The organism is Cryobacterium sp. AP27, from assembly GCF_056680495.1.
Map to the genome: position 1 here is coordinate 993,636 of NZ_CM155285.1, position 22,454 is coordinate 1,016,089.

Consider the following 22,454-nt stretch of genomic DNA (forward strand, 5'->3'; position numbering starts at 1 on the left):
ACGAAGGCAATTCGTGAGCTGAGAATCAGGACTCAGCCCCGGCCCGACCGTTCGATGGAGCCTCAGTAGAATACCCGGCAATGGAACTGCCCGCCTGGAACATAGCTTTTGCATCAGATGAAACGTATATATCCGCAAATTGCCTGACATAGGCACCGATATCGTCCGCTACCGAACCAACAACGGCCACTACCGGAATACAACGGCCGGATTCACGAACCCGGGCCAGAATGACCGAGATAATCTTCCCCTGACTGGTTTGCGAGTCGAGCCGTCCTTCGCCTACTACAACCGCACTGGCGTGTTCTAAATAGCTATCGAAGTTCGCGGCGTCCAGGACAGCATCTGCTCCGGACACCAAATCTGCCCCGAAATTCGCCCACAACCCGCCGGATAGGCCTCCAGCTGCGCCGGTGCGTGGTACTCCAGCCGGATTTCGCGGAAATCCCACGGCGAGATCTTTCAAGCGACCTTCTAGCAACATGACGCCGGTCGGATCGGCCCCCTTCTGAGGTCCAAAGATCCGCGGGGCGTCCAAGAACGTTGTTGTGACATCGCAGAGGACCGTGATGCGCGACCCCCGGAGGCCGCCATGCTCGTTAATCGCTTGGACCGCACCGGCTCCTCCATCCGTGGTGGCGGAGCCGCCCGCAGCCACCAGAATGTGTTTGGCACCCTGTCCAAGCGCGGCTACAATCATGAGCCCTGTCCCGTAGGTGCTGGCGGACACCGCGTCGTGGGCAGGGTTCGCTCGCACCGTCAGTCCGCTGGCTTGGGCAACCTCGACAACGGCAGTTCCGTCCCAAGATATTCCAACGCTCGCAGAGAGCGGTTCACCCCAAGGATTCTGCGTTTCGACCAGCACTTCTCTTGCCTCGAGACTGCGGCACAGCGCCTCGAAGGTTCCTTCGCCACCGTCTGCGACCGGTAGGGACACCGCGGTGCCACCGCCAGCCTTGATGCCAGCGGTGACGGCCGTTGCGACCTCGAAGGCCGAGTATGTCCCCTTGAAACTGTCCGGGGCAACAAGAATGGTCATGCTATGACCGAGGGATTTTCAGAGTGCGGCGGAACATACTTTTCGGCAATGGCGATTTGAATACTCAGATGAGCCCTCGCGCGGCGGACCCACACCCTGGCGCTACCAAATTGGAGTCGCAGGACAGTGTTGTGCAATTCGGCCATTCTTTGCTCCATTCTTGATTGCTTCTCGAAGACGACCCGACCAGGGCTCGAAACGACACCTCTCGGCGGTGTATGTACTCGGGCGGCTTCGTGAACGATGGGTCCGCGGGCAGACTTGATTAATATGGTGCCGGGCTTGATCCGCCACGCCACCAGTGGCATGCCGACTACGTCGCACATCCGGTGTGGACAGCATCAAAATCGCAGGAGCTGCGCAGCACCGACAAGGTCCTGTATCCGGGTGGTGCAGGCAGCACGGTCACGAGTCCACAGGATAGGTGTTTGCGCCAGTTCTAGAACCCAACATTGTCGCGACCCTTGAGATGCAGCATGGCTCGGGCCTCGTCGGGTGTTGCGATCTCAAAATTGAGAGCTTCCAGAATTGTGCGAATGCGGGTCACCTGCTGGGCGTTTGACGTGGCCAACTGCCCAGGACCGATCCAGAGCGAGTCCTCGAGGCCCACCCGAACGTTCGAGCCCATGGCGGCGCCGATCGTGGCCAGCGACATTTGGTTCTTACCGGCGCCCAGGATCGACCATTCATAGTCTTCTCCAAAGAGCCGATCAGCAGTACGCCGCATGTGCATGAGGTCCTCCGGGTGCGCGCCGATACCGCCCAGCAGCCCGAATACGGACTGCACGAACAGGGGGCCTTTCGCCAGACCGCGGCCAAAGAAGTGCGCCAGGTTGTTCAGGTGTGAGATGTCGTAGCACTCGAATTCGAAGTGGGTGCCTTGGGAGTTTCCGATGTTCATGATCGTCTCGATGTCCTGGAAGGTGTTCTTGAACACGAGGTCCCTGCTCTTTTCCAAGCCCTCCCGCTCCCATTCGTGGGCGAATTCAGGAAACCGGTCGAGCATCGGGTACAGGCCGAAGTTCATCGAGCCCATATTCAGTGAAGCCAGCTCCGGCTTGAATTCCGAGGCGGGCAGCATGCGCTCTTCCACAGTCATGTGCGGAGATCCCCCGGTGGTGATGTTCACCACAGCGTCGGTGTTCGCTTTGAGTCTCTCCAGAATGGGGGCAAAGTGCTCCAGTTTTTGCGAGGGTCGGCCGTCACTCGGGTCGCGGGCATGCATGTGGACGATTGCAGCACCGGCCTCGGCGGCGCCGATGGCCGCGTCGGCGATTTCATTGGGGGACACCGGCAGGTGGGGCGACATCGAGGGGGTGTGAATGGCGCCCGTGACGGCGCTGGTGATGATTACTTTGCGTTTGGAAGCCATGGCTTGAGTACCTTCGTGGTTGAGATCGAGGGGTGCGGGTCAGTAGAGTTTTTCGGTGTTTCCGTCGACAGCCAGAACCTGACCGTTCACGTTTCGGGCCATGTCGCTCGCTGCGAACACGGCCATGTTTGCCACGTCGTCCGCGGTCACCATGCGCTGCATCGACGACTGGCTGTTGTACACGGCCGCAATTTCGGAAACTGGGCGGCCGGTCATTTCTGCCTTGGCCGTCATGACCTCGCGGATGCGCGGGCCGTCGACCGCACCGGGGCAGATGGCGTTTGCACGAATCCCCTCGGCCCCGAGCTCGATGGCCAGAGTCTTCGTGAATCCCACAACGGCCCATTTCGAGGCGGAGTAGGCGCTGCGGCCAGCCATCCCCAGACGACCGGCGGCGGAGGACAGGTTGACAATTGCCGAGTTCTCCCCTCGCCGGAGCAGTGGTAGGCCGTGTTTTACACACAGGAATTGACCGTGAATGTTCACATCGAACGTTTTCATCCAGTCGTCGGTCTCTAGAGACTCCACTGGTCCGGTCGGTCCCGCGATTCCAGCATTGTTGACCAAAATGTCCAGGCCACCGAGCCGGTCCTGCACGGTCCGCATAAGACCCTTCACGTCGGCCTCAATTGAGACATCCGATACCTGCGCGTGAAATCCGTCGGCACGGGCGGCCTCTACGGCCGCCACGCTGATGTCGGTCACGAACACTTCGGCTCCAAACTCCTTGAATTTGGTCGCAATGGCGTGGCCTATTCCGTTGGCCCCGGCCGTAACCAAGACTCGCTTCGTCGAAAAATCCATTCATCTCTCCTTTGAATTGGGTGATTTGGTGCGGAAAAACGGGTGAGCAGCACACGCGCGACGTCGCGCGGTCAGAGCTAGGGCCAATGGACACGGGGTACCCGCTAGGCGGGGCAGCCGCAGCTTCGTCCCAAGTGCAAGCGATGCGCGCACAGCAAGGCCTGATAGGTCTTCGACGTAGTCTCAATGCGTTTCTGCAGCATGGCGAATGCCTCGGTGGCCATCTCCATCTGCGGCTGCACGATGGTGGTCATGCCTATGAGTCCCGACAGACTGTGCGGCAGCCCATCAAATCCGGTCACGGCCACATCTTCGGGAACTCGGATGCCGTGATCGACGGCGTACTCCATCGCCCCGATCGCGATCTCGTCGCTGCCGCACACGATGGCTCGGGGCGGATTGTCGCTCGTGAGCAGCCTCGCTGCGGCGCGCCTGCCCCCGTCGCTGTTGAGGTGCGTGCTGATCTTGCGCTGCCCGCTGATCTCCACGCCCGCGTCGGCCGCCGCCTGCACGAACCCTCTTTCCCGGCCGAGGGAAGCCGTGGAGAATCGCGGGCCGACGACCGTGGCGATGTCGGTGTACCCGTGCGAGAGCACATGCGACATCATTTGGCCGGCCGCGGCGTGGTCGTCGATTCCCACAAAATCACCGTCAACAAAGGTTGACCGTCGGGAGAGGTAGACGAAAGGTATCTGGGAAGTGCGGAGGGTGCGCAGCGCCGTGGCATCTTTGCGCAGAGCCGCCGCCATGATCACGCCGTCGACCTTATGGCTGGCCAGAGACGAAGTCACCTTGCCAAGCACCTCGGGATCGTCCTGGGTGTTGGCCAGGTAGACCTCGTACTCGGCGGCCGCGGCAGCGGCGATCACGCCCTCACCCCATCGCGGAAACATCGGATTGGTGATGTTGGGAAAGACCAGCCCGATGACCCGCGTGCGCTGAAAGTTCGCGATCTTGCTGAGGTCGCGCCCGTATCCGAGTTGCGTGGCAACGCTCAGAATGTGCGCCCGGGTCTCGGGGGAGACTCCGGTTTTACCGTTCATGACGTAGGACACCGCCGCCGCAGAAACGCCGGCCGCCTGGGCGACGCTGGCGGCCGAGGTCGTTTCTCGCCGCCCATGGCGGCTGCCAACCGTGTTCTCGTCCTGCATTCCGTCACCTCTTCGTCGAGTCGCAGCCACGCTCCCGCAACTAATTCCTGACCTTACGGGTGCTGAAAATCTTAAGCAACCGTAAGTCTTCGCCCAGGACATGATGTCCCCGATATCGTCTGAGTCATGATGTGGAAGCTTAATGTTGCTTAACGTCATTCGGTCTCGTAGCTTGTGATTTGTCGGCACAGAGAAGTGACGCGGCCAACATGGCTCGGCGCTACGCCCGAATCTGCCTCTGCAGCAAACCTCGCTCACTCTGAATGCTTCGCGTCTTGAGAGCGCATGTGGCCGGCTCAATCACCCAATGGAGGGAACACAGTTGATGCACACGAGGAAATTCAAAACAGTACTGGCGGCCGCTGCGGTCGGGGGTGCGCTTTTGCTCACCTCGTGCAGCGGAGCGAACGCGGCAACCGGGGCTGCAACGGGTGAGGCCTACACCGGGTCCATCGATATGAGCTTGCCCCTGGGTGAAGGTTCGCACCAGGACATCGGCGCCCAAGCGTTCAAGGACAAGCTCAGCGAACTGACCGACGGCCGCATTGACGTGAAGTTCTTCTACAACAACACTCTCGGCGGTGAACGCGAAGTCATAGAGGGCATGTCCATCGACTCCATCGACATGGGCGTGTCTTCCACGGGGCCGATGGGTGGATTCGTGCCGGACTTCTTCGTTTTCGACCTCCCGTACCTGTTCGAAAGCGCTGAGCACGCCTACGCGGTACTCGACAGCGAAATCGGTCAGGACCTCGCCACCCAGTTCGAAGAAGCCGCCAACGTGAAGGTGCTGGCGTGGACCGAGAACGGCTTCCGAAACGAGACTAATAGTGTGCGTCCTATCGAAACCCCGGCCGACCTCGCCGGCATTAAACATCGCACTCAGGAGAGTGAAGTGCAGGTGGACACTTGGCGTGCGCTGGGCGCCAACGCCACCCCGATGGCCTGGCCCGAGGTCTACACCGCCCTGCAGCAGGGAGTGATGGACAGCCAAGAAAACCCGATCGCCACGATCGTGGATGTGAAGTTCTACGAGGTTCAGGACTACCTCTCGCTCACCCAGCATGTTTACTCACCGGCCCCGATCATGATGAGCAGAGTGCTCTTTGATTCGTTCTCCGCCGACGACCAGAGCGCGATCATGGAAGCATCGGCATACGCCCTGCCCATTCAACGTGAGGCCAGCCAGTCACAGGAAGCAGCGATGACGCAGTTGCTTATAGACGAGGGCATGCAGGTGACCGAACCCGATTTGGCGCCGTTCCGCGCGGCCGTGGAGCCAGTTTATGAAAAGTGGGCACCGGAGATCGGTGAAGACCTGATCGACTCCATTCGTAACTTTGACTACTAGGCGTCGGTGCCTCCGGCACTAACGCAGTACTAGTTCCGCGCCGATACCGAGCGGTACCGGGTGAAACGTTCAGAAGGTGTGCGTTGAAATCAACATTGCAGTGGTACGTACGGCTTATGGACGGTGTGAACCGGGTCGTGGGGTGGTCCTTGGCGCTGATGATGGCTGCCATGACGGTGCTGATCGGGTGGCAGGTATTCGCCCGGTTCGTGGTGGGTAACTCCCTCACATTCTCAGAGGAGGTTTCCCGGTTCCTCATGATCTGGTTAACCCTTCTCGGGGCCGCCTACGCGGTTCGCAAAGGCACCCTGCTGGCCGTGGAATTGGTGCCCGATCTCCTCAAGGGCACAACCAAGAAGGTGGTTCGACTCGGCAGCCACGTACTGTCGCTTTCGTTCTACGTCATCCTGATCGTGTTCGGCTGGGATATCGCGGCGACCGTGGCCTACCAAACCGCGCCGGCCACTGGCCTGTCGATGCGGTGGCCCATGCTCGCCCTCTGCGCCGGCGGGGTGTTGATGTTCCTGAACACCCTCGTCGTGATGATTGAGGACAACTCCTGGGGACTTCCCAACGTCAACCGGCTCGACAACGAAAATCTCGACGGGGAGGTGAGCTGAAATGGGCGGATTGCTCTTTGGCTTGGTTGCGGTGTGTTTCGCGGTGGGAGTGCCTATCGCGGTGGCCCTGGGCCTCGCAACGGCGGCCACGGCCGGCATCAGCGGCTCTTTCGGGCCCGAAGTTGTGCCACAACAGATTTTCAACTCCCTCAACTCGTTTCCGTTGATGGCGATCCCCTTTTTCATCCTCGCCGGGTTTCTTATGCAGTCCGGGGGGCTGTCGGAAAAGCTCATCGGGCTCGGAAGCGCCCTCGTTGGTCACCTCACGGGTGGCCTGGCCATGGTCGTGGTAATCACCTCGATGTTCTTCGCCGCGATCTCCGGTTCCGGAGCGGCGACAACGGCAGCCATCGGATCGATCATGATCCCCGCTATGGTGGCCCGGGGTTACAACGTGCGGTTCGCCACAGCCAATCAGGCGGCGTCGGGAGCGCTGGGCATCATCATCCCGCCCAGCATCCCGCTCATTCTGTACGCAATCTCGGCTCAAGTCTCCGTGGGCGACATGTTCCTCGCCGGAATATTCCCTGGCATCTTCGTGGCCACATCGCTTCTGGTCGCGGCCTATGTCGTCTCCAAGATTCGCGGGTACAAGGGCGTGGGCCGCCGAGACATGCGAGAGCTGTTCCGGTCGTTCCGCGGGGCATTGCTCGCGCTCTTGATGCCCGTGATGGTTCTTGGCGGCATTTACGGCGGCGTCTTCACCCCCACCGAGGCCGCGGTCGTGGCAGTGGTCTACTCCCTCTTCGTGGGCATGGTGGTCTACCGCAAGATCAAGATCACGGACCTCGCGGGGATCTTCACGAAGGCGTCGATCACGACCGCCATCGTCATGATCGTCATCGGCACCGCCGGCCTGTTTGGCTTCCTCATCAACAGGCTCGGGATTCCGTCCGACATCGCTGACCTGTTCGAGAGAATGAACCTGAACGTGTTCGCGTTCATTGTCATTGTCAACGTTCTACTACTGATCACGGGCATGTTCATCGAGGCGGCAGCCGCCATTCTGATTCTGGTGCCGATTCTGCTCCCGGTAGCCATGAGTCTGGGTATTGACCCCGTGCACTTCGGCATCATCATGGTGGTCAACCTCGCCATCGGATTGATAACGCCACCGGTTGGAATCAACCTGTTCGTCGCTGCCCAGATCGCCAACCTCAAAATCGAGACCGTCTCCAGGGCCATCCTGCCCTTCGTGCTCATTCTCTTCATCGACGTGCTCGTCTTAAGCCTGATCCCCGCGATCTCAACGTGGTTGCCCACCGTTCTCAGTCTCTAGATCTTCGGCGCGAAGGGAACTCCGCTGCCGAGTTAACGGCGGAGCTCGGATTCACGACCTCGCGTCTCTTGGCCTGGGAGGCGGACCGCGCAGCCCGGAGTCCGCGGGGGAGTGTCCGTAGGAGGCCTCTGTGGGCCTTTGCGCCTGGCAGGACTGCCGTGACTCTCATAGGCGCTTCCCGCCCCGCGAGAATCCTGCTGCGGTGTGTGGTTGGCTGGAAAATCAACAGCCCGCGGTCGCACTGCGCGCCTACTTCCTCGAATTCCTGCGACAACAGTTCCAACCCCAGCCCGAGCGACCAATCCGAGACGGCAAGATTGGTCGCGTCCGTCCTACTGTCTCGGGCTACAATGAGCACCACGATCCTTTCGGGCAGCCGTGAGACGGCGATAGCTACCCGCCGCTAGGTGTACCCAGCCATGACGTTGGTGACAGTTCGGGGTCGAAAATGGGAGAACCTCCGGTTTCAGTGGTGATGTCAAAGTCGCCACGAAAACGGAGGTTCTCATGCCCCACGCTAATCCCAGATTGACCCGTCATGGGAGGGCGTTGTTGATCGAACGCGTGATCACTGACGGTCGCCCGGTCTCGCACGTTGCCAAGGAACTCGGAATTTCCCGCCAGTGCGCTCACCGGTGGATCAACCGGCACCGCGCAGAGGGCAGCGCCGGTCTCCTGAACCGATCGTCCCGGCCCCGAAGTTGCCCGCGGAGGACAAGTCCGCGCAGCGAAGCCGCGGTCGTCGTTGCTCGTCTGCTGGGGCGCCATGGCCCGCTGCGGATCGCGGCGACGACCGGGGTGCCGGCCCGGACGGTGTCTCGGATCCTCGACCGCTACGACCTCCCGCCGCTGTCGTGGTTAGACCCGGTTACCGGCGCGGTGATCCGTTCCTCCCGCGCCACCGCGGAACGCTACGAACGCAAGCGGCCGGGTGAACTGGTGCATGTTGATGTGAAGAAACTCGGCCGAATCCCGGACGGTGGCGGATGGCGCGCCGAACTATTTCAGCTTCTGCAGCACCGCCCGCATCTTGGCTTCGTCGTTCGGTAACGCCTTGTCGAAGAGGACCTTGCCGGCTCGATTCAGGGCGACGGCGTGGTGCTCGCCTTCGCCCACGTCGACACCGACGAACACGTCGACGCTGTCATAGTTGTCGATCATGGTTGCTCCCATCCACTTGGTTTCGTGGCCTGGTCTACGGCGTCAAGTCGCGGCATCCACGTTACGAACGACCTCGGCTGCCAGCCGAGTCGAGCCCCTATCAGCGATCACCCGACGCCAATCGAGCCCGGTGACAACACCCCCAGGATTATCAACGACTGGGGGCAACAATCATGCCGGACCCGACAGGCCAACTCCCTCAGATATTCACACCATCCGAAGATACGAACAGGTAACGGGGCAGCAGCAGACGGTGCAGCTCGGCGTCACGATCATGAACGACCCGGAGCTCTGAAGATCAAGTTAAGGCTTGAGCCTTCAGTCGGTCGTTGGTTCACATGAAGCCAGTGCATGGCTCGGGTACGACCCAATGGGGCGTTGGACGTCTCCATCCTGTTCCGCTTCGAAAAACCCCATGGAGAGCGGTGAGACACGAAACGTGATGAGACGACTTTCCGAGACGCTCGGGGCGGGGGCACCGAGCTCAGTGACTAGATCCCGCTCAGCGCTTCCTCATCCGCCGCAACATTCTTCTGCACGGCGAACTGGGTCCGGTGCAATTCCTCGTACCGCCCACCCACAGCCAGAAGTTCCTCGTGCGTACCGCGCTCCACGATCGAGCCGTCCTCAACCACGAGGATCAGGTCCGCGCTGCGGATGGTGGAGAGGCGGTGTGCGATCACCATCGCCGTCCGTCCCTTGAGCGCCTCGCTGAGCGCCGCCTGCACGGCGGCCTCAGACGTCGAGTCCAGCGCCGCCGTCGCCTCGTCGAGGATGACGACGCGCGGCTGGGCGAGCAGGAGCCTGGCGATGGTCATCCGCTGGCGCTCACCCCCGGACAGCCGGTAGCCACGCTCTCCCACCATGGTGTCCAGCTGGTCCGGCAGGGACCGGATGAGCGGCTCGAGCCTTGCACGGCGGACGGCGTCCCACACCTCGTCGTCGGTCGCCTCCGGCCTCGCGAGGCGCAGATTGGAGAGGATGGTCTCGTGGAACAGGTGGCCGTCCTGCGTCACCATGCCCAGGGTGTGCCGCATGGAGGCGAAAGTGACATCGCGGACATCCGTGCCTGCGAGGCGCACGGCGCCGCTGTCGACGTCGTACAGGCGCGAGAGGAGCTGCGCAATTGTGGACTTGCCGGCACCGGACGTACCAACGAGGGCAACGGTCTGTCCCGGCTCGATCCTGAAGGACACGCCGTGCAGCACCTCCTCGCCACCGCGGGTGTCTAGCGTGGAAACTTCCTCGAGAGAGGCGAGGGAGACTTTGTCCGCGGACGGGTAGGCGAAGCGGACGTCGTCGAACTCGACGGCCACTGGGCCTTCGGGGACGGCGACGGCGTCGGGCTTCTCCTGGATGAGCGGTTCGAGGTCGAGCACCTCGAAGACGCGCTCGAAGCTGACCACCGCGCTCATGATCTCCACCCGTGCGTTTGCGAGGCCGGTGAGCGGCGCGTAGAGGCGGGTGAGGAGGAGCGCCAGGGTGACCACGTCACCGGTGTTCAGCTGGCCGGCCAGTGCGAGGAAGCCGCCGAGCCCGTACACGAGCGCGAGGGCGAGAGCGGAGACGAGCATCAGTGCGGTGAAGAAGACGAACTGCAGCATCGCGGTGCGGACCCCGATGTCGCGGACGCGGGCGGCGCGGACGCGGAACTCCTCGGCCTCCTCGTCGGGCCGGCCGAACAGCTTGACGAGGGTGGCGCCGGGCGCCGAGAAGCGCTCGGTCATCTGCGTGCTCATGGCGGAATTGTGATCGGCGGCCTCGCGGCGCAGCGCAGCGAGGCGACTGCCCATGCGGCGGGCGGGTACCAGGAAGATGGGGAGCATGATCACGGCGAGAACCGTCACGAGCCAGGACGTGCTGAGCATGACGATCAGGGTGAGGATCAGCGCCACGACGTTCGTGACCACGCCGGACAGCGTGCCGCTGAAGGCTTGCTGAGCGCCGATCACATCGTTGTTGAGACGGCTCACGAGGGCGCCCGTTCGTGTGCGGGTGAAGAACGCGATCGGCATCTTCTGCACGTGGTTGAAGACGGCGGTGCGGAGGTCGAGGATCACGCCTTCGCCGATCCGCGCCGAGTACCAGCGCGTCACGAGTGACACGGCGGCGTCGGCCACGGCCACGAGGGCGATGACGACGGCGAGCCACACGATCGTGGTGGCCGCGCCCTGGGCGACGATGACGTCGACCACCTGGCCGGCGAGTACCGGCGTCGCGACCGCGAGGAAAGCTCCCACGGTGGAGAGGGTGATGAAGATCAGCAGCTTGGACCGGTAGGGCACCGCGAACGTCATGATCCGCCGAACGGACTCACGGGAGAAGCCGTGCTTGCCGTCCCTGGCGGTAGAGATCTTGTAGAGCGAGCTCCAGGCCGCGCCTTCCATGCTCATTGAGGTTCCTTCCGTGGGCAAACAATCAGTTTAGATGGCGACTTGACCTCGGGGTTCTCCTCAGCGGCGGCGAGCCGAGGGTGTTTGAGGAAATGGCTCGGCCGGCAACGAGCGTGTGGGCGGTATCTGCGACCCGGCTGCCGAGGTGACGCGCGGTTCGTCGGTCAGCGTCATGGACCGCGTCGGGGCCGCGGTCATTCCACGACTGTGCGCCCGCTCCGAGGTAGAAGCCAAGACGGTTGTCGTCGTGGTCGGTGGACGTGGTGGTGTTCCAGTCGGGGAGCAGCCCGAGACTGACCCAATGCATGCCGTGCAGTGCGGCGAGGAGAGAGAGGTGCTGCAGCTTTCAGCAGAGCATCCGATGTGTTGCGTGCGACTCTATAACCTGTAGTGCGGCTGGCGCGCGCTGCGGCACGAGACCTTGTGGGGCCGATTCCTGGCGGAGTATCCGGGGCCGCAGGGCATTTCCAGTTTCTGGTTGAGCCTGGACGCCATCGTGCGTCAGGCGCAGACGGTTCGGGACGCTGCCGCCGAGCTGGACGTCCTCGTGTCGGGGGACCCGGCCGCTGATCTGCTTGCCCCGTGGCGGGTGGCCCGCCGTGCGGTTGTCTACGCACGGACAGGCCTGGATCTGGCCCGGCTCGGCTTCTCCGAGACCACGCCGGACAACGCCACCCTCGAATACGTGGTTCCGGCCGACCCCACGATCTGGTCGACCGCCCGGGCGTGGACGTCGGCGGTGTCCGGCTGCACGGCCGACCCGGTTCTCGTGGCGTGGGACGTACAACGGACTGGGGGGCCCGACGCGGCCGACGCGGTCGAGAGAATCCGGCGAACGGTTCTGGACGGCTTACTTCCATGAACATCCAGTGTCCACTCACGTGCCAGGCGCCCCCGACGGATTCGCGATCCGATCGTCGAGGCGAGGGCAAGTGTGTCCACAGTCAATCCAGGTCGATGTTGTCCCTGCAGGCCGATCCTGCCGGTGCAGGCCAGACCCTCAGGCACGGGTTGCATCGAGTGTGCGCTAGAATATGATGCACACGTCATATTGGAAATAAAGAGGAGGCGATTGTGGCAGCTTCATCTACTCCCGTCCGCGCCGCTCGCCGGAGCAAACACCTCACTCAGGCGAGACTCGCAGAGCTAACCGGCATTGACCAGGCCAGCGTCTCCCATCATGAGCGTGGACGGGATGCTGCCTACAGTACGGTCGATCGGCTGCTCGCCGGCGCCGGACACCGCCTGTATGCCGCTCCCACGCGTCGTGATGACGCTGCCAGCTCCGCAGAGGCGATCAGAGAGTATCTTCGAGCGAAGGATACAGACCGCGCGCTCCGGGCTTTGCTTCAGTTGAACGATAATCTCACCGCCGAACACGGACTCGTTCGAGGAATCCTTGGGCTGACGGAGCCGGAACCCACCGGCGATCATATGTGGGATGCCGCTATCGCGGCTCTCGTGGCATGGCGGCTCAATCAAGAGAACATCCCGCTGCCTGGATGGGTCAACGACCCCGATCGCGCACTGACCGAACCTGTCGTGTTCAGGGTCGACCCGGCCGACCCCGCGCCCGAACGTGATGACGTGCCGAACGAGTTTGCCGAACGCGGCGTTCTTGCATGGGCAGATACCTTCGCGAGCGTCTGATGTCCGGCACCGCGCTGGACCGCAACGCGATCATCATCGGCCTCCGTGATCTCGTCGCCGAGCTTCGTACTTCGGGTGAGGTGGCCGGCATCCGTCTCGTGGGCGGTGCGGCGCTCGCCCTGCGCTACTTCGATCGGGGGACCACGCAGGACCTGGATGTCCTCCACGTCCGCCCCGGCTCGGACGATGCCGTCGCTGCCGCCGCCGAACGAGTCGCACTGAAGCATGGGTGGGACGCGAAGTGGCTAAACTTCGAGGTCGCGAAGGCCGACGCCGTCCCGACCCTCGGCCGCGTCGTCGAGTGGGAGACAATTTACGATGAGGACGGCATCGTTATTCAAGTGGCATCCAAACAGGGGATGCTTGCAATGAAGCTTCGCGCGAACCGCCCCGGACGCGACACTCGCGACATCCGGCTTCTGCTCGCTCTCTGTCAGGTGCGCACACTCGAGGACGCGGAGGAACTCTACGAGGAGTTTTACCCCGGTGATGCCCTAGTTCTACGTGCGGAAAAGATCGTGAAAGCCATCCTCAACGGCGAACCGACGCCGGCACCGCCGTCGCCCGGCCCGATAAACATCTGAGTCGTCTTGCCGTGCCCCCCGTGAGGCCAACGAATCGACTTATCGCCGAAGCCGTCGAGCCGACACTCGTCATCCGACCCGGCGAACGCCTAACCAGAACGATCGCCGTGGACGCGGGAGATGTTCACATGAACACGGCGTGGCCCGGCAGCGAAGTCGAAACCACCCTCATGAGCTGGTTCGTTGCCGCGCAACGGCGCGACCTCGTAGACTTCTGGACCGGCCGCGACGGGCAGTGCTATAACTCACACCCGCGTGGGAGCGGAGTACGTCCATGTCGCGAGCGGCATCCGGGGTTCCTGAGGGCGAGCATCTCTTCGCTTTCCGAGCCGTCTGCGCTCACCATGAACGGCCGTAGCCGCGTGATTGCTGGGGTGCCCGTTCCCCCACCCACTTCGAACGCCCGCAGGGGATCGCCGGCCATTCCAGCAATCAAGAACCTCCATCGAAACCGGGGTGTGATACTACTGTTGCCGTATGTTCACGAACGAGCCGCTGCCCAGCCACGCCGCTCCGGATAACCCGCCAGGGAAGCTGATTCTCTTGCGCCACGGGGAGACGGAGTGGTCGAAGGACGGCAAGCACACTGGGCTCACGGATGTTCCGCTCACTGCCCGGGGAGAGGGACTTGCCCGCGGCGCGGGCAGGTTAGTGGCCGGTTACGATTTCTCGCTCGTTCTGACGTCGCCGCTGCAGCGTGCGCGACGCACCGCTGAGCTCGCTGGCCTTCAAGCTGAGGTCGATCCGTTTCTCGTTGAGTGGGACTACGGCGGGTACGAGGGGCGTACGACGCGGGACATCCGCAGCGAACTCGGCTACAACTGGAGCGCATTCACCCACGGCGTGATTCGTGGTGACACGCCCGGTGCGACGGTCGAGGGGGTCGCCGCCCGCGCGTCGAGGGTGCTCACGCGGGTGCTGCCTGCCATGGAGGAGGGAGATGTCGCCCTGGTTGCGCACGGCCATTTCCTGCGCATTCTGACCGCCGTGTACCTGAGAATGGCCCCTCGATTCGGTGCTCAAATCACTCTGGATGCTGGATCAGTCTCCGTGCTGAGCTATTACCGAGAGCAGCCGGCCATCTTGTCGTGGAACTACGGAGCCGAACTGCCTTTGGTGCCCTCAGAGTCCTAAGTCGCGACCCAAGGTGCTCAAGGACTTGGGATCGCGGTGCCGACCGCGACGGTTCACATGGTCATCATTTGCTCATCACATTCATCTCGATTCGACCCCAATTGACCGAGTACCATTGCAGCCAGTGAACCGCCCGGTTGCCTGTAAACATAAGGAAATCCGCGAGTTTTCCGCGATATTCAGTGAAGTTCAAGTTAAGGCTTGAGCCTTCAGGGGGTCGCAGGTTCAAATGCTGTCAGCCCGACAAAGGGTCGTTTATGAAACTCTTCACGAAACGGGCCGGTCGAAACAAAAAGAAATCGCTCCTGAGGCTTCTCAGGAGCGATTTCTGGTTTAAGTCGATCTTGTGGCTGTTCATGGCCGCGAATTCTTCTGCAGCTACGTAGCTCAGGCTGTTTCGGGTGTTTTTACGCGCGTCGGATTGTCTCGAATGCTGGGAATTTTGCACTCTCGGGCGGTAACGGGGTCCTAAGTCGGACGGTTAGGTCCTGAGCGGTGGTCCGCCGGTCTCGTCGGACATGGTGTGTTTGGCCTTGTCCGGTCGCATCACGCCGGCCGGGTAGGTGTCGCTGTAGGGGTTGAATTCGCGGTCGCGGTGGCGGATTGGTGGGACCACGGGCTGCCCGTTGACCTGCTTCTTGGCGTCTTCTTTGATCTTCTCGCTGATGAAAGCGGCGATTTTGCGCAGGTTGAAATTCGTCAGCAGGATGCTCACGATGATCTGAGCGGCGCCGAATCCTCGGCCGCGGCGTCTGCTGGCGGATTCGATGTCTTCGGGGCCGTTGCTCTTGATTTGGCTGTTCAACGATTCGATGGAGTTGCGGGCATGGGTGTGGAATCCATCCCATTCCTTGGTTCCGTATTCGAACGCCTGAGCGTTGCGCCGGTTGATGGCGGTGTCGAAGGACACGGAGAGGCCCGTCAGACGCGTGGACTTTCGGGTCCCTATGCGATCAGGGTGTGGAGATCGACCCCGAAGAGGGCAACGAGAGGCCAGAGCACAATCGCCGCCAAGCCTTCCAGAATGTTGCCGGGGACGTTCCATGTCACTAGATAGCCGTGGGTGGCAGCGACCACTACCCCGATGACCAGATAGACGATTCCGATCAGACCTATTCCGCGACTGCCCATTCCGCGCCTGCTCATTTTGTGCCTGCCAATTCCGCGTCTCGTCGCTCATCTGCCAATGCAGGTGTGCTTCCCATAGTAGCGCTGGGTGGTAATCCTTCGATTCCCGGGCGAAGTACGGGCGCGGGGCGCTCGCACAGAACGGTTGTCGCTGGTCCACAATGACGGCATGCCTACGTTCCGGGTCGAGGATGAACTGCTATGGCAGCCCTGAGCGCGAATTCGCCGTTCTGGAACGGCGATGACACTGGGTGCGCCAGCTACCGGACGCAGGCTTGGGGTCAGTGGCCGACAGCTGGGCCGGTTGAGCCGTTCGGCTCGGCTGCCGGTCACCACGCCTTGATCGCCGGGTATATCGCGTCCGGCGTTCTGCTGGACGAAGGGATGGTCTACTTTGACGGCCGGCTGTCCCGGAAATACGTCACTGTAGAGGTCCCTGTGAGCGATGTCTGCCCGCACGCCGAGAATGCCGTCCTCATCGCCGGGCTGGTCCATGCGCTGGTGGAGACGGCCGCAAGATCAGCACGGGGTGAGTCACGAAAGCGGTGCCGGTGTCCAGCTCATTTTTGCGGCCCTGGCGCGAGAGTATCGTCATCGGAGAGACGCTCGTCCGGAATGCTGAAGATCCGATCAGCCGGCAGCCTCACTATCTTCGACTGACGTGAGGTGGAAACAATGAGTGAGGCCGACAAGATCAGGAGCGCGGCTGAAAAGGCCGGGGCTCAAGGAGAGCGCAGGCAAGATCGCGGGGGACAAGTCGCTCGAGTCTGAAGGCAAAACCGATCAGGCCAAGGCGAGTCTCAAGCAGGCCGGCGAACATGTGAAAGACGTGTTCAAGAAATAGCGAACGTGCCCGGCAAACTGTATGTTCGGGGAACATTGGAAAGGAAACACCATGAACATGCTGCTTATCGTCGTGGCCATCATCGCGGTCGTGCTCCTGCTGACTGGCGGTTTTGTGCAGTCGCTGAATTTCTTATTGTGGGTTGGTGTCATCCTCCTGGCGTTTGCGGTGATTGCGTTCCTGGTGCGTTCGATGTCTGGTCGCCGAGGCGCGTAACGGACGCGTGAACCCAGCCGAAACCGCGATGCAAGACTGGTCTTGGTTCCTGTTGTTGCTGCTTGGGCAATGCTCGATATGACGCAGCTGAAATTCGCGTTTCTGTCGTGCCCGAAGCAGAGTAGCCTTGGACCACCGTTCCAGTGCGCAATGCCCGCACCCGCCGGGGCAACCGCGGATTCCTCTACTGGACGCGTGCGGACCCCAGGCCTATTCTCACCAGTAGCGAAACGTTCGCGAATCGACGTGCGGAGGTCCACCATGAGTGAAGAGGTATCGACACCATCTGGTGAAAGCGGGGCGTCTCAGTCTGCGAAGCCAGCCGTGCCGGCCGTGGATAGTCCGGTTGGAGATATGTCAGTAGAGGGCGAAACCGAAGTAGGTCCGTACCCGTCCCTGACTCACATCGAAAACATGGAACAGGCAGACCTGCCAGCAGTTGCCGAAATCGTCGCCGAAAGAAAGCCTAGCGAAGGCGAGTGATGACGCCGTGGTCAACCCCGCCAAGCTAAAACCGGGTGACCAGTTCGCGACCGCTGACCATCGCAGGGTCAACGGCCACACGTTCCCCACAACGTCAGGCAAGCCCCTTCAGCCCGTCACAGACCAGGAAGAACGTCTCGGTGACGCCACGGTTTTTGATGTCGGTCAGCACGGACATTCACCTCGCTTCGCGCGGCCACCCGCGATCGGTGAACAACCTCGCAGTCGCGGCACTGATCGCGACCTACGCCGCCGACAAGGCAATCGTCTGCCTGGCCGCGGCGCAATCGGCGACCACCGAGAACAGCTGATGACACCCCATCACGAGTGACGACCACCACGGCGCTATCCTGACGAAGGCCCCGCCAGAATCCTGCGGCGGGGCCTTTTCACACCAGGGCATCGTCACCGAAGATGTCGCCGCCATCGTCGAACAACGCGATGGGCGACACTTGTGAGCGGCCTCTAAGGGCATCGACCCTGCGAACGACAAGTCGATGGTGATCTCGGGATCGACGCTTGCGATGATTCCGGAGTAAAACACTTGGGCCTGTTAGGTGCTTTCGTTAGCCCCGCTCGACAGGCTCGAGCACAAACTGGTCCCACCATTTTGGACGACCGCCGGGTCGTTTCGATGTGACGTGGGCGATGTGTCGCCGACCGCGCGATACGAGAAAGTCCACGGAATCTGCACCGCCTTGGACGTTGTCGGGTACGAGGGAGAGGTCGTGCTCGTCAGTTGAGGGTGCGTAGGCGTACACGACGGGTACCGGCAAGTGGCGTCCGAGCGATGGCCGTGCATCCGTGCGCGGGCCCACCACGATCAGGCCGTCGACTCGTCGGCTCAAAAGCGCGTCGAGGTGGAGGGCCGGCTTGGAAGCCAGGCCACATCACCGGGCACAACGCAGCGGCGCCGTACAACGCAGTCTGGAATGACTCTACGTGTGGCGGTGACGCGTCAGCATCCGATTCCGCGGATCTTCGGCAACGAGCAGACTAGCTTCCACCCGAGATCGTCGAGTGTGCCTTGAGCTACGGATAGTCGCGCGACCGCCTTTGCAGTAAGGTCGGCGTCCTGTGTCACCTCAAGCACTACGGCTCGGTACTTCGGGAACGGAATTTCCGCTGTGACCTTTCTTGCCTTGCCCCAAGCCGTCGCGCATTCGCTTCCGTCCTTGACGGTTCTTTGCGCGGACTTCCACAGTTTTTCGGGATCGGCCTGCCAGATCGCTGAATCGTCGAGTTGGCGTGCCGCGTTGTACATTGCGAGACTGCATTTCCAGAGCGCGGCACGACGAGCACTTTTTCCGCCGACCACGTCGCCGATAAGTTCTGTGCTCTGCTCTTCGACCTCGTCGGCGAGCTGATCGAACATGATCCATGCCAGTGCGAGGTCAGGTTGGATCGAGAGATGCACACCGCTGGCATCCGCGGGAATGACCACCTCGTCACCAGGAGCGAGGAATATGTACCGGTACCAGCTTCTCGCGGATCTGTGGAAGAGCTGAGACCTCACCTCATTCTCATAAACGTCGAAAATGCGCGTCACGGGTGAGGTCACCGCCCAGATGGTGTCGCTCTCGTTGCGCGCGATCCACCCTTCCGAGCGGGTATATTCGCAGATGACGACGTCGTCGCCGTCAGATCGATCATCTATACGGTATGGCGCGTTCGTGTAGCAACCGGGGTCGACGTTGGATGCCTGAGCAGCTGTCGCTCCTGAACTGATCAGCGCTGCGGTTACGATCGCGGCAAGTATCGCGCGGATCATCTGACCTCCAGCGGCCGTCGTGCGCACCTGACATCCTCAGGCGCATGCATGTTACTCCCGTTCGCCAGGAGGCGAAAGGTTCGAGCCCTTGGTACATCGTGGGTCATGCCAGCTGCTGGGCGGCAATACTGTCGGATCTCGACGTATGTGACGGCTACGTCGTCGGGCCGGTCCGCTCGCCAACCGTATCGCCGGTGGAGGGGAGTGAGGCGGTAGCTGCCCCGTGAAGCAGAGCGAGCGCGGCGTCCTTGTCGCCATCGGAGAGGAGCCGGAACAACCGGGCGGCAACGAACTCCAAGTGCCCTCGTGTTGATGACCACCAGCCCAAAACGGCGATCCCATAGATGACGACGGCGAGCAGCAACTCGCCGACTATCAAGGCGGTCCGGTCAACCGAGCTAAGCCCGAACGCGCCGCTGCCAGCCGTAACGGCGATAAGGATAATTCGAAGGACGACAAAGACGGCGGTGGCTACCGCAAGCCAGAGAGGCGCGCGGCTGACGATGTAATGGGAAGCCCGTTTAGCAATGAAGAATGTAGCAACGAGTGTGAGCGGGGCCACGACGTACAGGGAGACGAATGACATGACGACCCAGAATGATTCCGTTGAATCGCTGGCTAGTCCTACGACACCCCCAAATACAGTGGAGATCGCGCTCTCGGCAAGCAAGAACCCGGAGGCAGTGACAGCGACCACGAGCGCGAGGGGACGGGGGATGAGCCCGCTGGCGGCAGCCGCGACTTGTTGTTCCTTGCTGCGGTGGCTATTGCCGATGCGCAGCGCTAGGAGGCCGGCAGCTCCTGTAGCAGTTGCGACGATAGAGGCCGTCAACGTCGCATCGAGTTTGAGCCATCCGCAGATCACTGTCGCGAGGACGGTCGCCATTCCTGTCGCGACGATCCCGCGAACGGACTTACTTGGGTCTGTTTCGGTAGTCGTGCTCATGTCTGGGCGATCCTCAGTGATCGACGCTCGGCTGTCGGCGAGCTAATTGGGGTTGCGGTTGTGGTTAACCACTGCGATGACAACGATGACAATTGATATCCCGACAACAAGGGCCAGAGGACCGTACGGAATCGCAGCATTAATGAACGCCCATCCCATCGCGAGGCTCTTTGCTGAGTGGCCGCTACAGTAGCGCATGCTCAACCTCCTCCGATAGGCCGATGAGCAATTCTCGGGTTGGACGGGACGAAAACTCGCCGCATCCACAGCATGTCCATTCTGCGCGACCGTTCTTGCGCGTACCATTCAGTGCCTCGCGAGACAGTGACCGGCTCGCATCCTGGCCCGCGTCGCGGAGCTAGCCCAAGGAGCGCACCATGCGTGCAACCAGCGGGCACAACAGGGGTCCCGCACCGGAGAAAACGGCGGCCGGGAAGACCAGCCGGGCAGCATTGCGTGCAGGGGGTATAGCGGTTATCGCCGCCGGGCCCGCCGGCATCGCGATGTTCACACTCGAGCTGATGGGGCCGGTTCTCGGTTTCGATGACACCGACAACCCCGCAGTGAGTCGATTATCTGCGTCAGTATCCGCAGTTTTACGCTTTGGCGGCGGTCGCAGTATTCATAATGGCACTCGCTTGCATTGTGGCAAGTTTTGCCATCTCAGATGCGCTTGCGTCAGGCACCAGTAGTATCACTCGCCGAAGCTTGAGCGCCCTCGGACTTTTTGCGGCTGCGTTCCTGTTCATGCACGGGGTTTTGCGCGAGTCGGTGGGGCCGTTGCTCTATATCGACTCGATGAATAGCGGATGGGGTGAGTCCGCGTGCCTCACGGTTCAGATGGTGGAAACCATGGTTTCCTAGGGGCGAGCCTCATAGCGCTCGATGTCTGGTCTGTGGGTATCTGTGTGGCCGGGGCTCACTCCCGCTCTCTCGGCGGTGAGCTGAATGTCCCGGCCACGGCTGGCGATCGGCACCTTCGGCGAGATCACCACCCGGCTGATGCCGTCCGGCTGCTTCGAAGCGAGGACTCGCTACCGGGACTGGGACGGCCAGGCCCGTCAGTTGCAGAGCGGCGCCACCGCGGAGGCCGCCGAGCGGGCGCTGAATCGTTGGTACCGTGGGTCCCGTGGGAACGAGTGCTGTGGCTGTTGTCGTGGGCTTGGACTGGTCACGCACACACTCCCGAAAGGTCGTCAGAGCATGAAAGATGCGGCCGTCGACGGACCCGTGTGGATTCCGACGCTGCCGCCAAGCATCGCGGAATTCTTTGCGCCCAACCTGCAACCAATTCCGCTCATTCCGATCCTGGCCCTCGTCTTGGCGGCGACCTACCTCCTCGGCGCCGTGACCCTCTGGCGCCGCCGAATCCGATGGTCCGTCATCCGCAGCATTTCTTTTCTGACGGGGTGTCTGGTACTCGTCGTCATAATGGGAGCCGGAATTGAGGGCTATGGGTATGAGCTCTTCTCGGTCTTCATGTTCCAACAGCTCACTCTCATGATGATCGTTCCGCCACTGCTGGTGTGCGGGTCACCCGGCACCTTGCTGTTGAAGGCGACGCCGCATCGCGGCGTCGGCCTCGTAATTCTGCGCGCAGCATTCATGGGGCTTCGTTCTCCCCTGAGCATGATGGCGATCCACCCGGCGTTCACGATTGCCCTGTTCCTCACGACGCTCTATGGCCTCTATTTCACAGAAGTCGCCAGCCTCCTATTGCGGACGTGGACTGGCCACGTTGGGCTCGAATTATATTTCCTGGCAGCAGGTCTGTTGTTCGCGATTCCGCTGTTCTCCACCGATCCACTTCCCCAGAAATTACCCTACGGCGGACAGGTGCTGGAGGTATTCATCAAAATGCCGCTCCACGTAATCTTCGGTGTGATCGTGATGCTCGCGACGTCACCCGTCGTGACGTTCTTCGCCTCCCCGCCGCCGAGCTGGGGTGTCGATGCGATCCTTGATCAGCGAACCGCTGGCGCGTTGGCCTGGTCCTATGGGGAGTCTCCTTCGCTGATCATTCTGATCATGCTGCTGATGCGTTGGCAACACGATGAAGGCGTGCGCACCCGGGCCGCCGACAAACGCACGGACCGGGACGGCGACGTTGAATTGGATGCCTACAACGCCTATCTCAGCCGACTCCGCTAGGAGCATGAGTACTTGAGGCTTTGAGCACCACTCGATCGTGCGCTTCAGCACCACCGATCGTGCGAGAGAGCACGAGTGATGATGTGGCTCAGCACCACGGGCGCTCCCCGTCACGGACTACGCTGGCAAGACCCGTGTGTTCCCGCATGTCGTAGGTGCCAGTCCTTCTGCTGATACTGGGTGCAGACGACGGTCGACGTTTCGCCTTAACGGCGTTCCATCAACTCCAGCAGCATGCCGCGCATCGCTCTTCTCTTGTCGACCGACAACGAAATTGGGCCAAAGGCATCCTGGGTCTTCTGAGCCGTGGAGGTTGCTTGGGACACACCCTGCGGCAGATCGCGGCGTCGGGCACACCTCGCTGGTCCTGGCTCGCC

Annotated in this window: 22 protein-coding genes and 3 pseudogenes; 13 read left to right on the plus strand and 12 right to left on the minus strand. The window is 61.8% G+C overall.

Annotated elements, in window-relative coordinates:
• Positions 1-25: 25 nt before the first annotated feature.
• From AC1MB9_RS04615 to AC1MB9_RS04630, 4 genes are all read right to left on the minus strand, one after another.
• Positions 26-1,039 (minus strand): glycerate kinase family protein, encoded by a 1,014-nt coding sequence (locus tag AC1MB9_RS04615; protein WP_479963865.1) that lies wholly within the window; start codon positions 1,037-1,039, stop codon positions 26-28.
• Positions 1,040-1,478: 439 nt separating this feature from the next.
• A complete protein-coding gene (gene kce, locus AC1MB9_RS04620; RefSeq protein WP_479963866.1) occupies positions 1,479-2,411 on the minus strand; it encodes a 3,5-dioxohexanoate:acetyl-CoA acetone transferase in 933 nt (310 codons plus the stop codon).
• A gap of 39 nt (positions 2,412-2,450) precedes the next feature.
• Entirely contained in the window at positions 2,451-3,215 is a 765-nt protein-coding gene (locus tag AC1MB9_RS04625) for an SDR family oxidoreductase (RefSeq protein ID WP_479963867.1), read from the minus strand.
• A gap of 104 nt (positions 3,216-3,319) precedes the next feature.
• A complete protein-coding gene (locus AC1MB9_RS04630) occupies positions 3,320-4,366 on the minus strand; it encodes a LacI family DNA-binding transcriptional regulator (RefSeq protein WP_479963868.1) in 1,047 nt (348 codons plus the stop codon).
• 325 nt (positions 4,367-4,691) lie between these two features.
• Here AC1MB9_RS04630 and AC1MB9_RS04635 point away from each other — a divergent pair, with 325 nt between their 5' ends.
• The 4 genes and pseudogenes from AC1MB9_RS04635 to AC1MB9_RS04650 all read left to right on the plus strand — a co-directional run.
• Positions 4,692-5,717 carry a TRAP transporter substrate-binding protein gene (locus AC1MB9_RS04635; RefSeq protein WP_479963869.1) on the plus strand — a complete coding sequence of 342 codons (1,026 nt, stop codon included), beginning with the start codon at positions 4,692-4,694 and terminating at the stop codon, positions 5,715-5,717.
• A gap of 83 nt (positions 5,718-5,800) precedes the next feature.
• Positions 5,801-6,337 (plus strand): TRAP transporter small permease, encoded by a 537-nt coding sequence (locus AC1MB9_RS04640; RefSeq protein ID WP_479963870.1) that lies wholly within the window; start codon positions 5,801-5,803, stop codon positions 6,335-6,337.
• A gap of 1 nt (position 6,338) precedes the next feature.
• Positions 6,339-7,616: a TRAP transporter large permease gene (locus AC1MB9_RS04645; protein WP_479963871.1), complete on the plus strand. Its 1,278-nt coding sequence runs from the start codon at positions 6,339-6,341 to the stop codon at positions 7,614-7,616.
• Between the two features lie 507 nt (positions 7,617-8,123).
• A pseudogene (locus AC1MB9_RS04650) lies at positions 8,124-8,609 on the plus strand (leucine zipper domain-containing protein); the annotation flags it as partial.
• Positions 8,610-8,621: 12 nt separating this feature from the next.
• On the opposite strand, the pseudogene AC1MB9_RS04655 reads toward AC1MB9_RS04650, so the two are convergent.
• The 3 genes and pseudogenes from AC1MB9_RS04655 to AC1MB9_RS04665 form a co-directional block, all read right to left on the minus strand.
• Positions 8,622-8,777 (minus strand): annotated as a pseudogene (locus AC1MB9_RS04655) (IS110 family transposase); the annotation flags it as partial.
• A gap of 491 nt (positions 8,778-9,268) precedes the next feature.
• The gene (locus AC1MB9_RS04660; protein ID WP_479963872.1) at positions 9,269-11,170 is read right to left on the minus strand and encodes an ABC transporter ATP-binding protein; all 1,902 of its coding nucleotides are present in this window, start codon (positions 11,168-11,170) and stop codon (positions 9,269-9,271) included.
• 25 nt (positions 11,171-11,195) lie between these two features.
• Positions 11,196-11,477, minus strand: coding sequence for a hypothetical protein (locus AC1MB9_RS04665; protein WP_479963873.1), 282 nt, complete (start codon positions 11,475-11,477; stop codon positions 11,196-11,198).
• Positions 11,478-11,648: 171 nt separating this feature from the next.
• On the opposite strand from AC1MB9_RS04665, the gene AC1MB9_RS04670 reads away from it, so the two are divergent.
• The 4 genes from AC1MB9_RS04670 to AC1MB9_RS04685 all read left to right on the plus strand — a co-directional run bounded on the left by AC1MB9_RS04670 (position 11,649) and on the right by AC1MB9_RS04685 (position 14,538).
• Entirely contained in the window at positions 11,649-12,032 is a 384-nt protein-coding gene (locus AC1MB9_RS04670) for a hypothetical protein (RefSeq protein WP_479963874.1), read from the plus strand.
• Between the two features lie 212 nt (positions 12,033-12,244).
• Positions 12,245-12,820 carry a helix-turn-helix domain-containing protein gene (locus AC1MB9_RS04675; RefSeq protein ID WP_479963875.1) on the plus strand — a complete coding sequence of 192 codons (576 nt, stop codon included), beginning with the start codon at positions 12,245-12,247 and terminating at the stop codon, positions 12,818-12,820.
• Positions 12,793-13,404 carry a hypothetical protein gene (locus tag AC1MB9_RS04680; RefSeq protein ID WP_479963876.1) on the plus strand — a complete coding sequence of 204 codons (612 nt, stop codon included), beginning with the start codon at positions 12,793-12,795 and terminating at the stop codon, positions 13,402-13,404. The genes AC1MB9_RS04675 and AC1MB9_RS04680 overlap by 28 nt, the downstream gene beginning before the upstream one ends.
• 477 nt (positions 13,405-13,881) lie before the next feature.
• Positions 13,882-14,538 carry a histidine phosphatase family protein gene (locus AC1MB9_RS04685; protein WP_479963877.1) on the plus strand — a complete coding sequence of 219 codons (657 nt, stop codon included), beginning with the start codon at positions 13,882-13,884 and terminating at the stop codon, positions 14,536-14,538.
• Between the two features lie 481 nt (positions 14,539-15,019).
• Here AC1MB9_RS04685 and AC1MB9_RS04690 read toward each other — a convergent pair whose 3' ends face one another.
• The gene (locus AC1MB9_RS04690; protein WP_479963878.1) at positions 15,020-15,448 is read right to left on the minus strand and encodes a hypothetical protein; all 429 of its coding nucleotides are present in this window, start codon (positions 15,446-15,448) and stop codon (positions 15,020-15,022) included.
• 35 nt (positions 15,449-15,483) lie between these two features.
• Entirely contained in the window at positions 15,484-15,684 is a 201-nt protein-coding gene (locus tag AC1MB9_RS04695) for a hypothetical protein (protein WP_479963879.1), read from the minus strand.
• A 183-nt stretch (positions 15,685-15,867) separates the two neighbouring features.
• Between AC1MB9_RS04695 and AC1MB9_RS04700 the strand changes: the two genes are divergently transcribed.
• Genes AC1MB9_RS04700 through AC1MB9_RS04710 form a run of 3 tightly spaced genes read left to right on the plus strand, consistent with a single transcriptional unit; the run spans position 15,868 to position 16,726 of the window.
• Positions 15,868-16,326: a glutamate-cysteine ligase family protein gene (locus tag AC1MB9_RS04700; protein ID WP_479963880.1), complete on the plus strand. Its 459-nt coding sequence runs from the start codon at positions 15,868-15,870 to the stop codon at positions 16,324-16,326.
• Between the two features lie 19 nt (positions 16,327-16,345).
• Positions 16,346-16,510: a CsbD family protein gene (locus AC1MB9_RS04705; protein WP_479963881.1), complete on the plus strand. Its 165-nt coding sequence runs from the start codon at positions 16,346-16,348 to the stop codon at positions 16,508-16,510.
• Between the two features lie 51 nt (positions 16,511-16,561).
• Positions 16,562-16,726, plus strand: a complete 165-nt coding sequence (locus AC1MB9_RS04710) for a hypothetical protein (protein ID WP_479963882.1) — start codon at positions 16,562-16,564, stop codon at positions 16,724-16,726.
• 552 nt (positions 16,727-17,278) lie between these two features.
• Here AC1MB9_RS04710 and AC1MB9_RS04715 read toward each other — a convergent pair.
• Positions 17,279-17,387 (minus strand): annotated as a pseudogene (locus AC1MB9_RS04715) (transposase); the annotation flags it as partial.
• Here AC1MB9_RS04715 and AC1MB9_RS04720 point away from each other — a divergent pair.
• Positions 17,368-17,520, plus strand: a complete 153-nt coding sequence (locus AC1MB9_RS04720; RefSeq protein ID WP_479964680.1) for a hypothetical protein — start codon at positions 17,368-17,370, stop codon at positions 17,518-17,520. The pseudogene AC1MB9_RS04715 and the gene AC1MB9_RS04720 overlap by 20 nt on opposite strands.
• A 647-nt stretch (positions 17,521-18,167) precedes the next feature.
• Here AC1MB9_RS04720 and AC1MB9_RS04725 read toward each other — a convergent pair.
• Together AC1MB9_RS04725 and AC1MB9_RS04730 are read right to left on the minus strand one after the other, a co-directional pair.
• Positions 18,168-19,007, minus strand: a complete 840-nt coding sequence (locus tag AC1MB9_RS04725; protein WP_479963883.1) for a hypothetical protein — start codon at positions 19,005-19,007, stop codon at positions 18,168-18,170.
• A 127-nt stretch (positions 19,008-19,134) separates the two neighbouring features.
• Positions 19,135-19,926: a hypothetical protein gene (locus tag AC1MB9_RS04730; RefSeq protein ID WP_479963884.1), complete on the minus strand. Its 792-nt coding sequence runs from the start codon at positions 19,924-19,926 to the stop codon at positions 19,135-19,137.
• 1,203 nt (positions 19,927-21,129) lie between these two features.
• Between AC1MB9_RS04730 and AC1MB9_RS04735 the strand changes: the two genes are divergently transcribed.
• Positions 21,130-22,077, plus strand: coding sequence for a cytochrome c oxidase assembly protein (locus AC1MB9_RS04735; protein WP_479963885.1), 948 nt, complete (start codon positions 21,130-21,132; stop codon positions 22,075-22,077).
• The last annotated feature ends 377 nt before the right edge of the window (positions 22,078-22,454 follow it).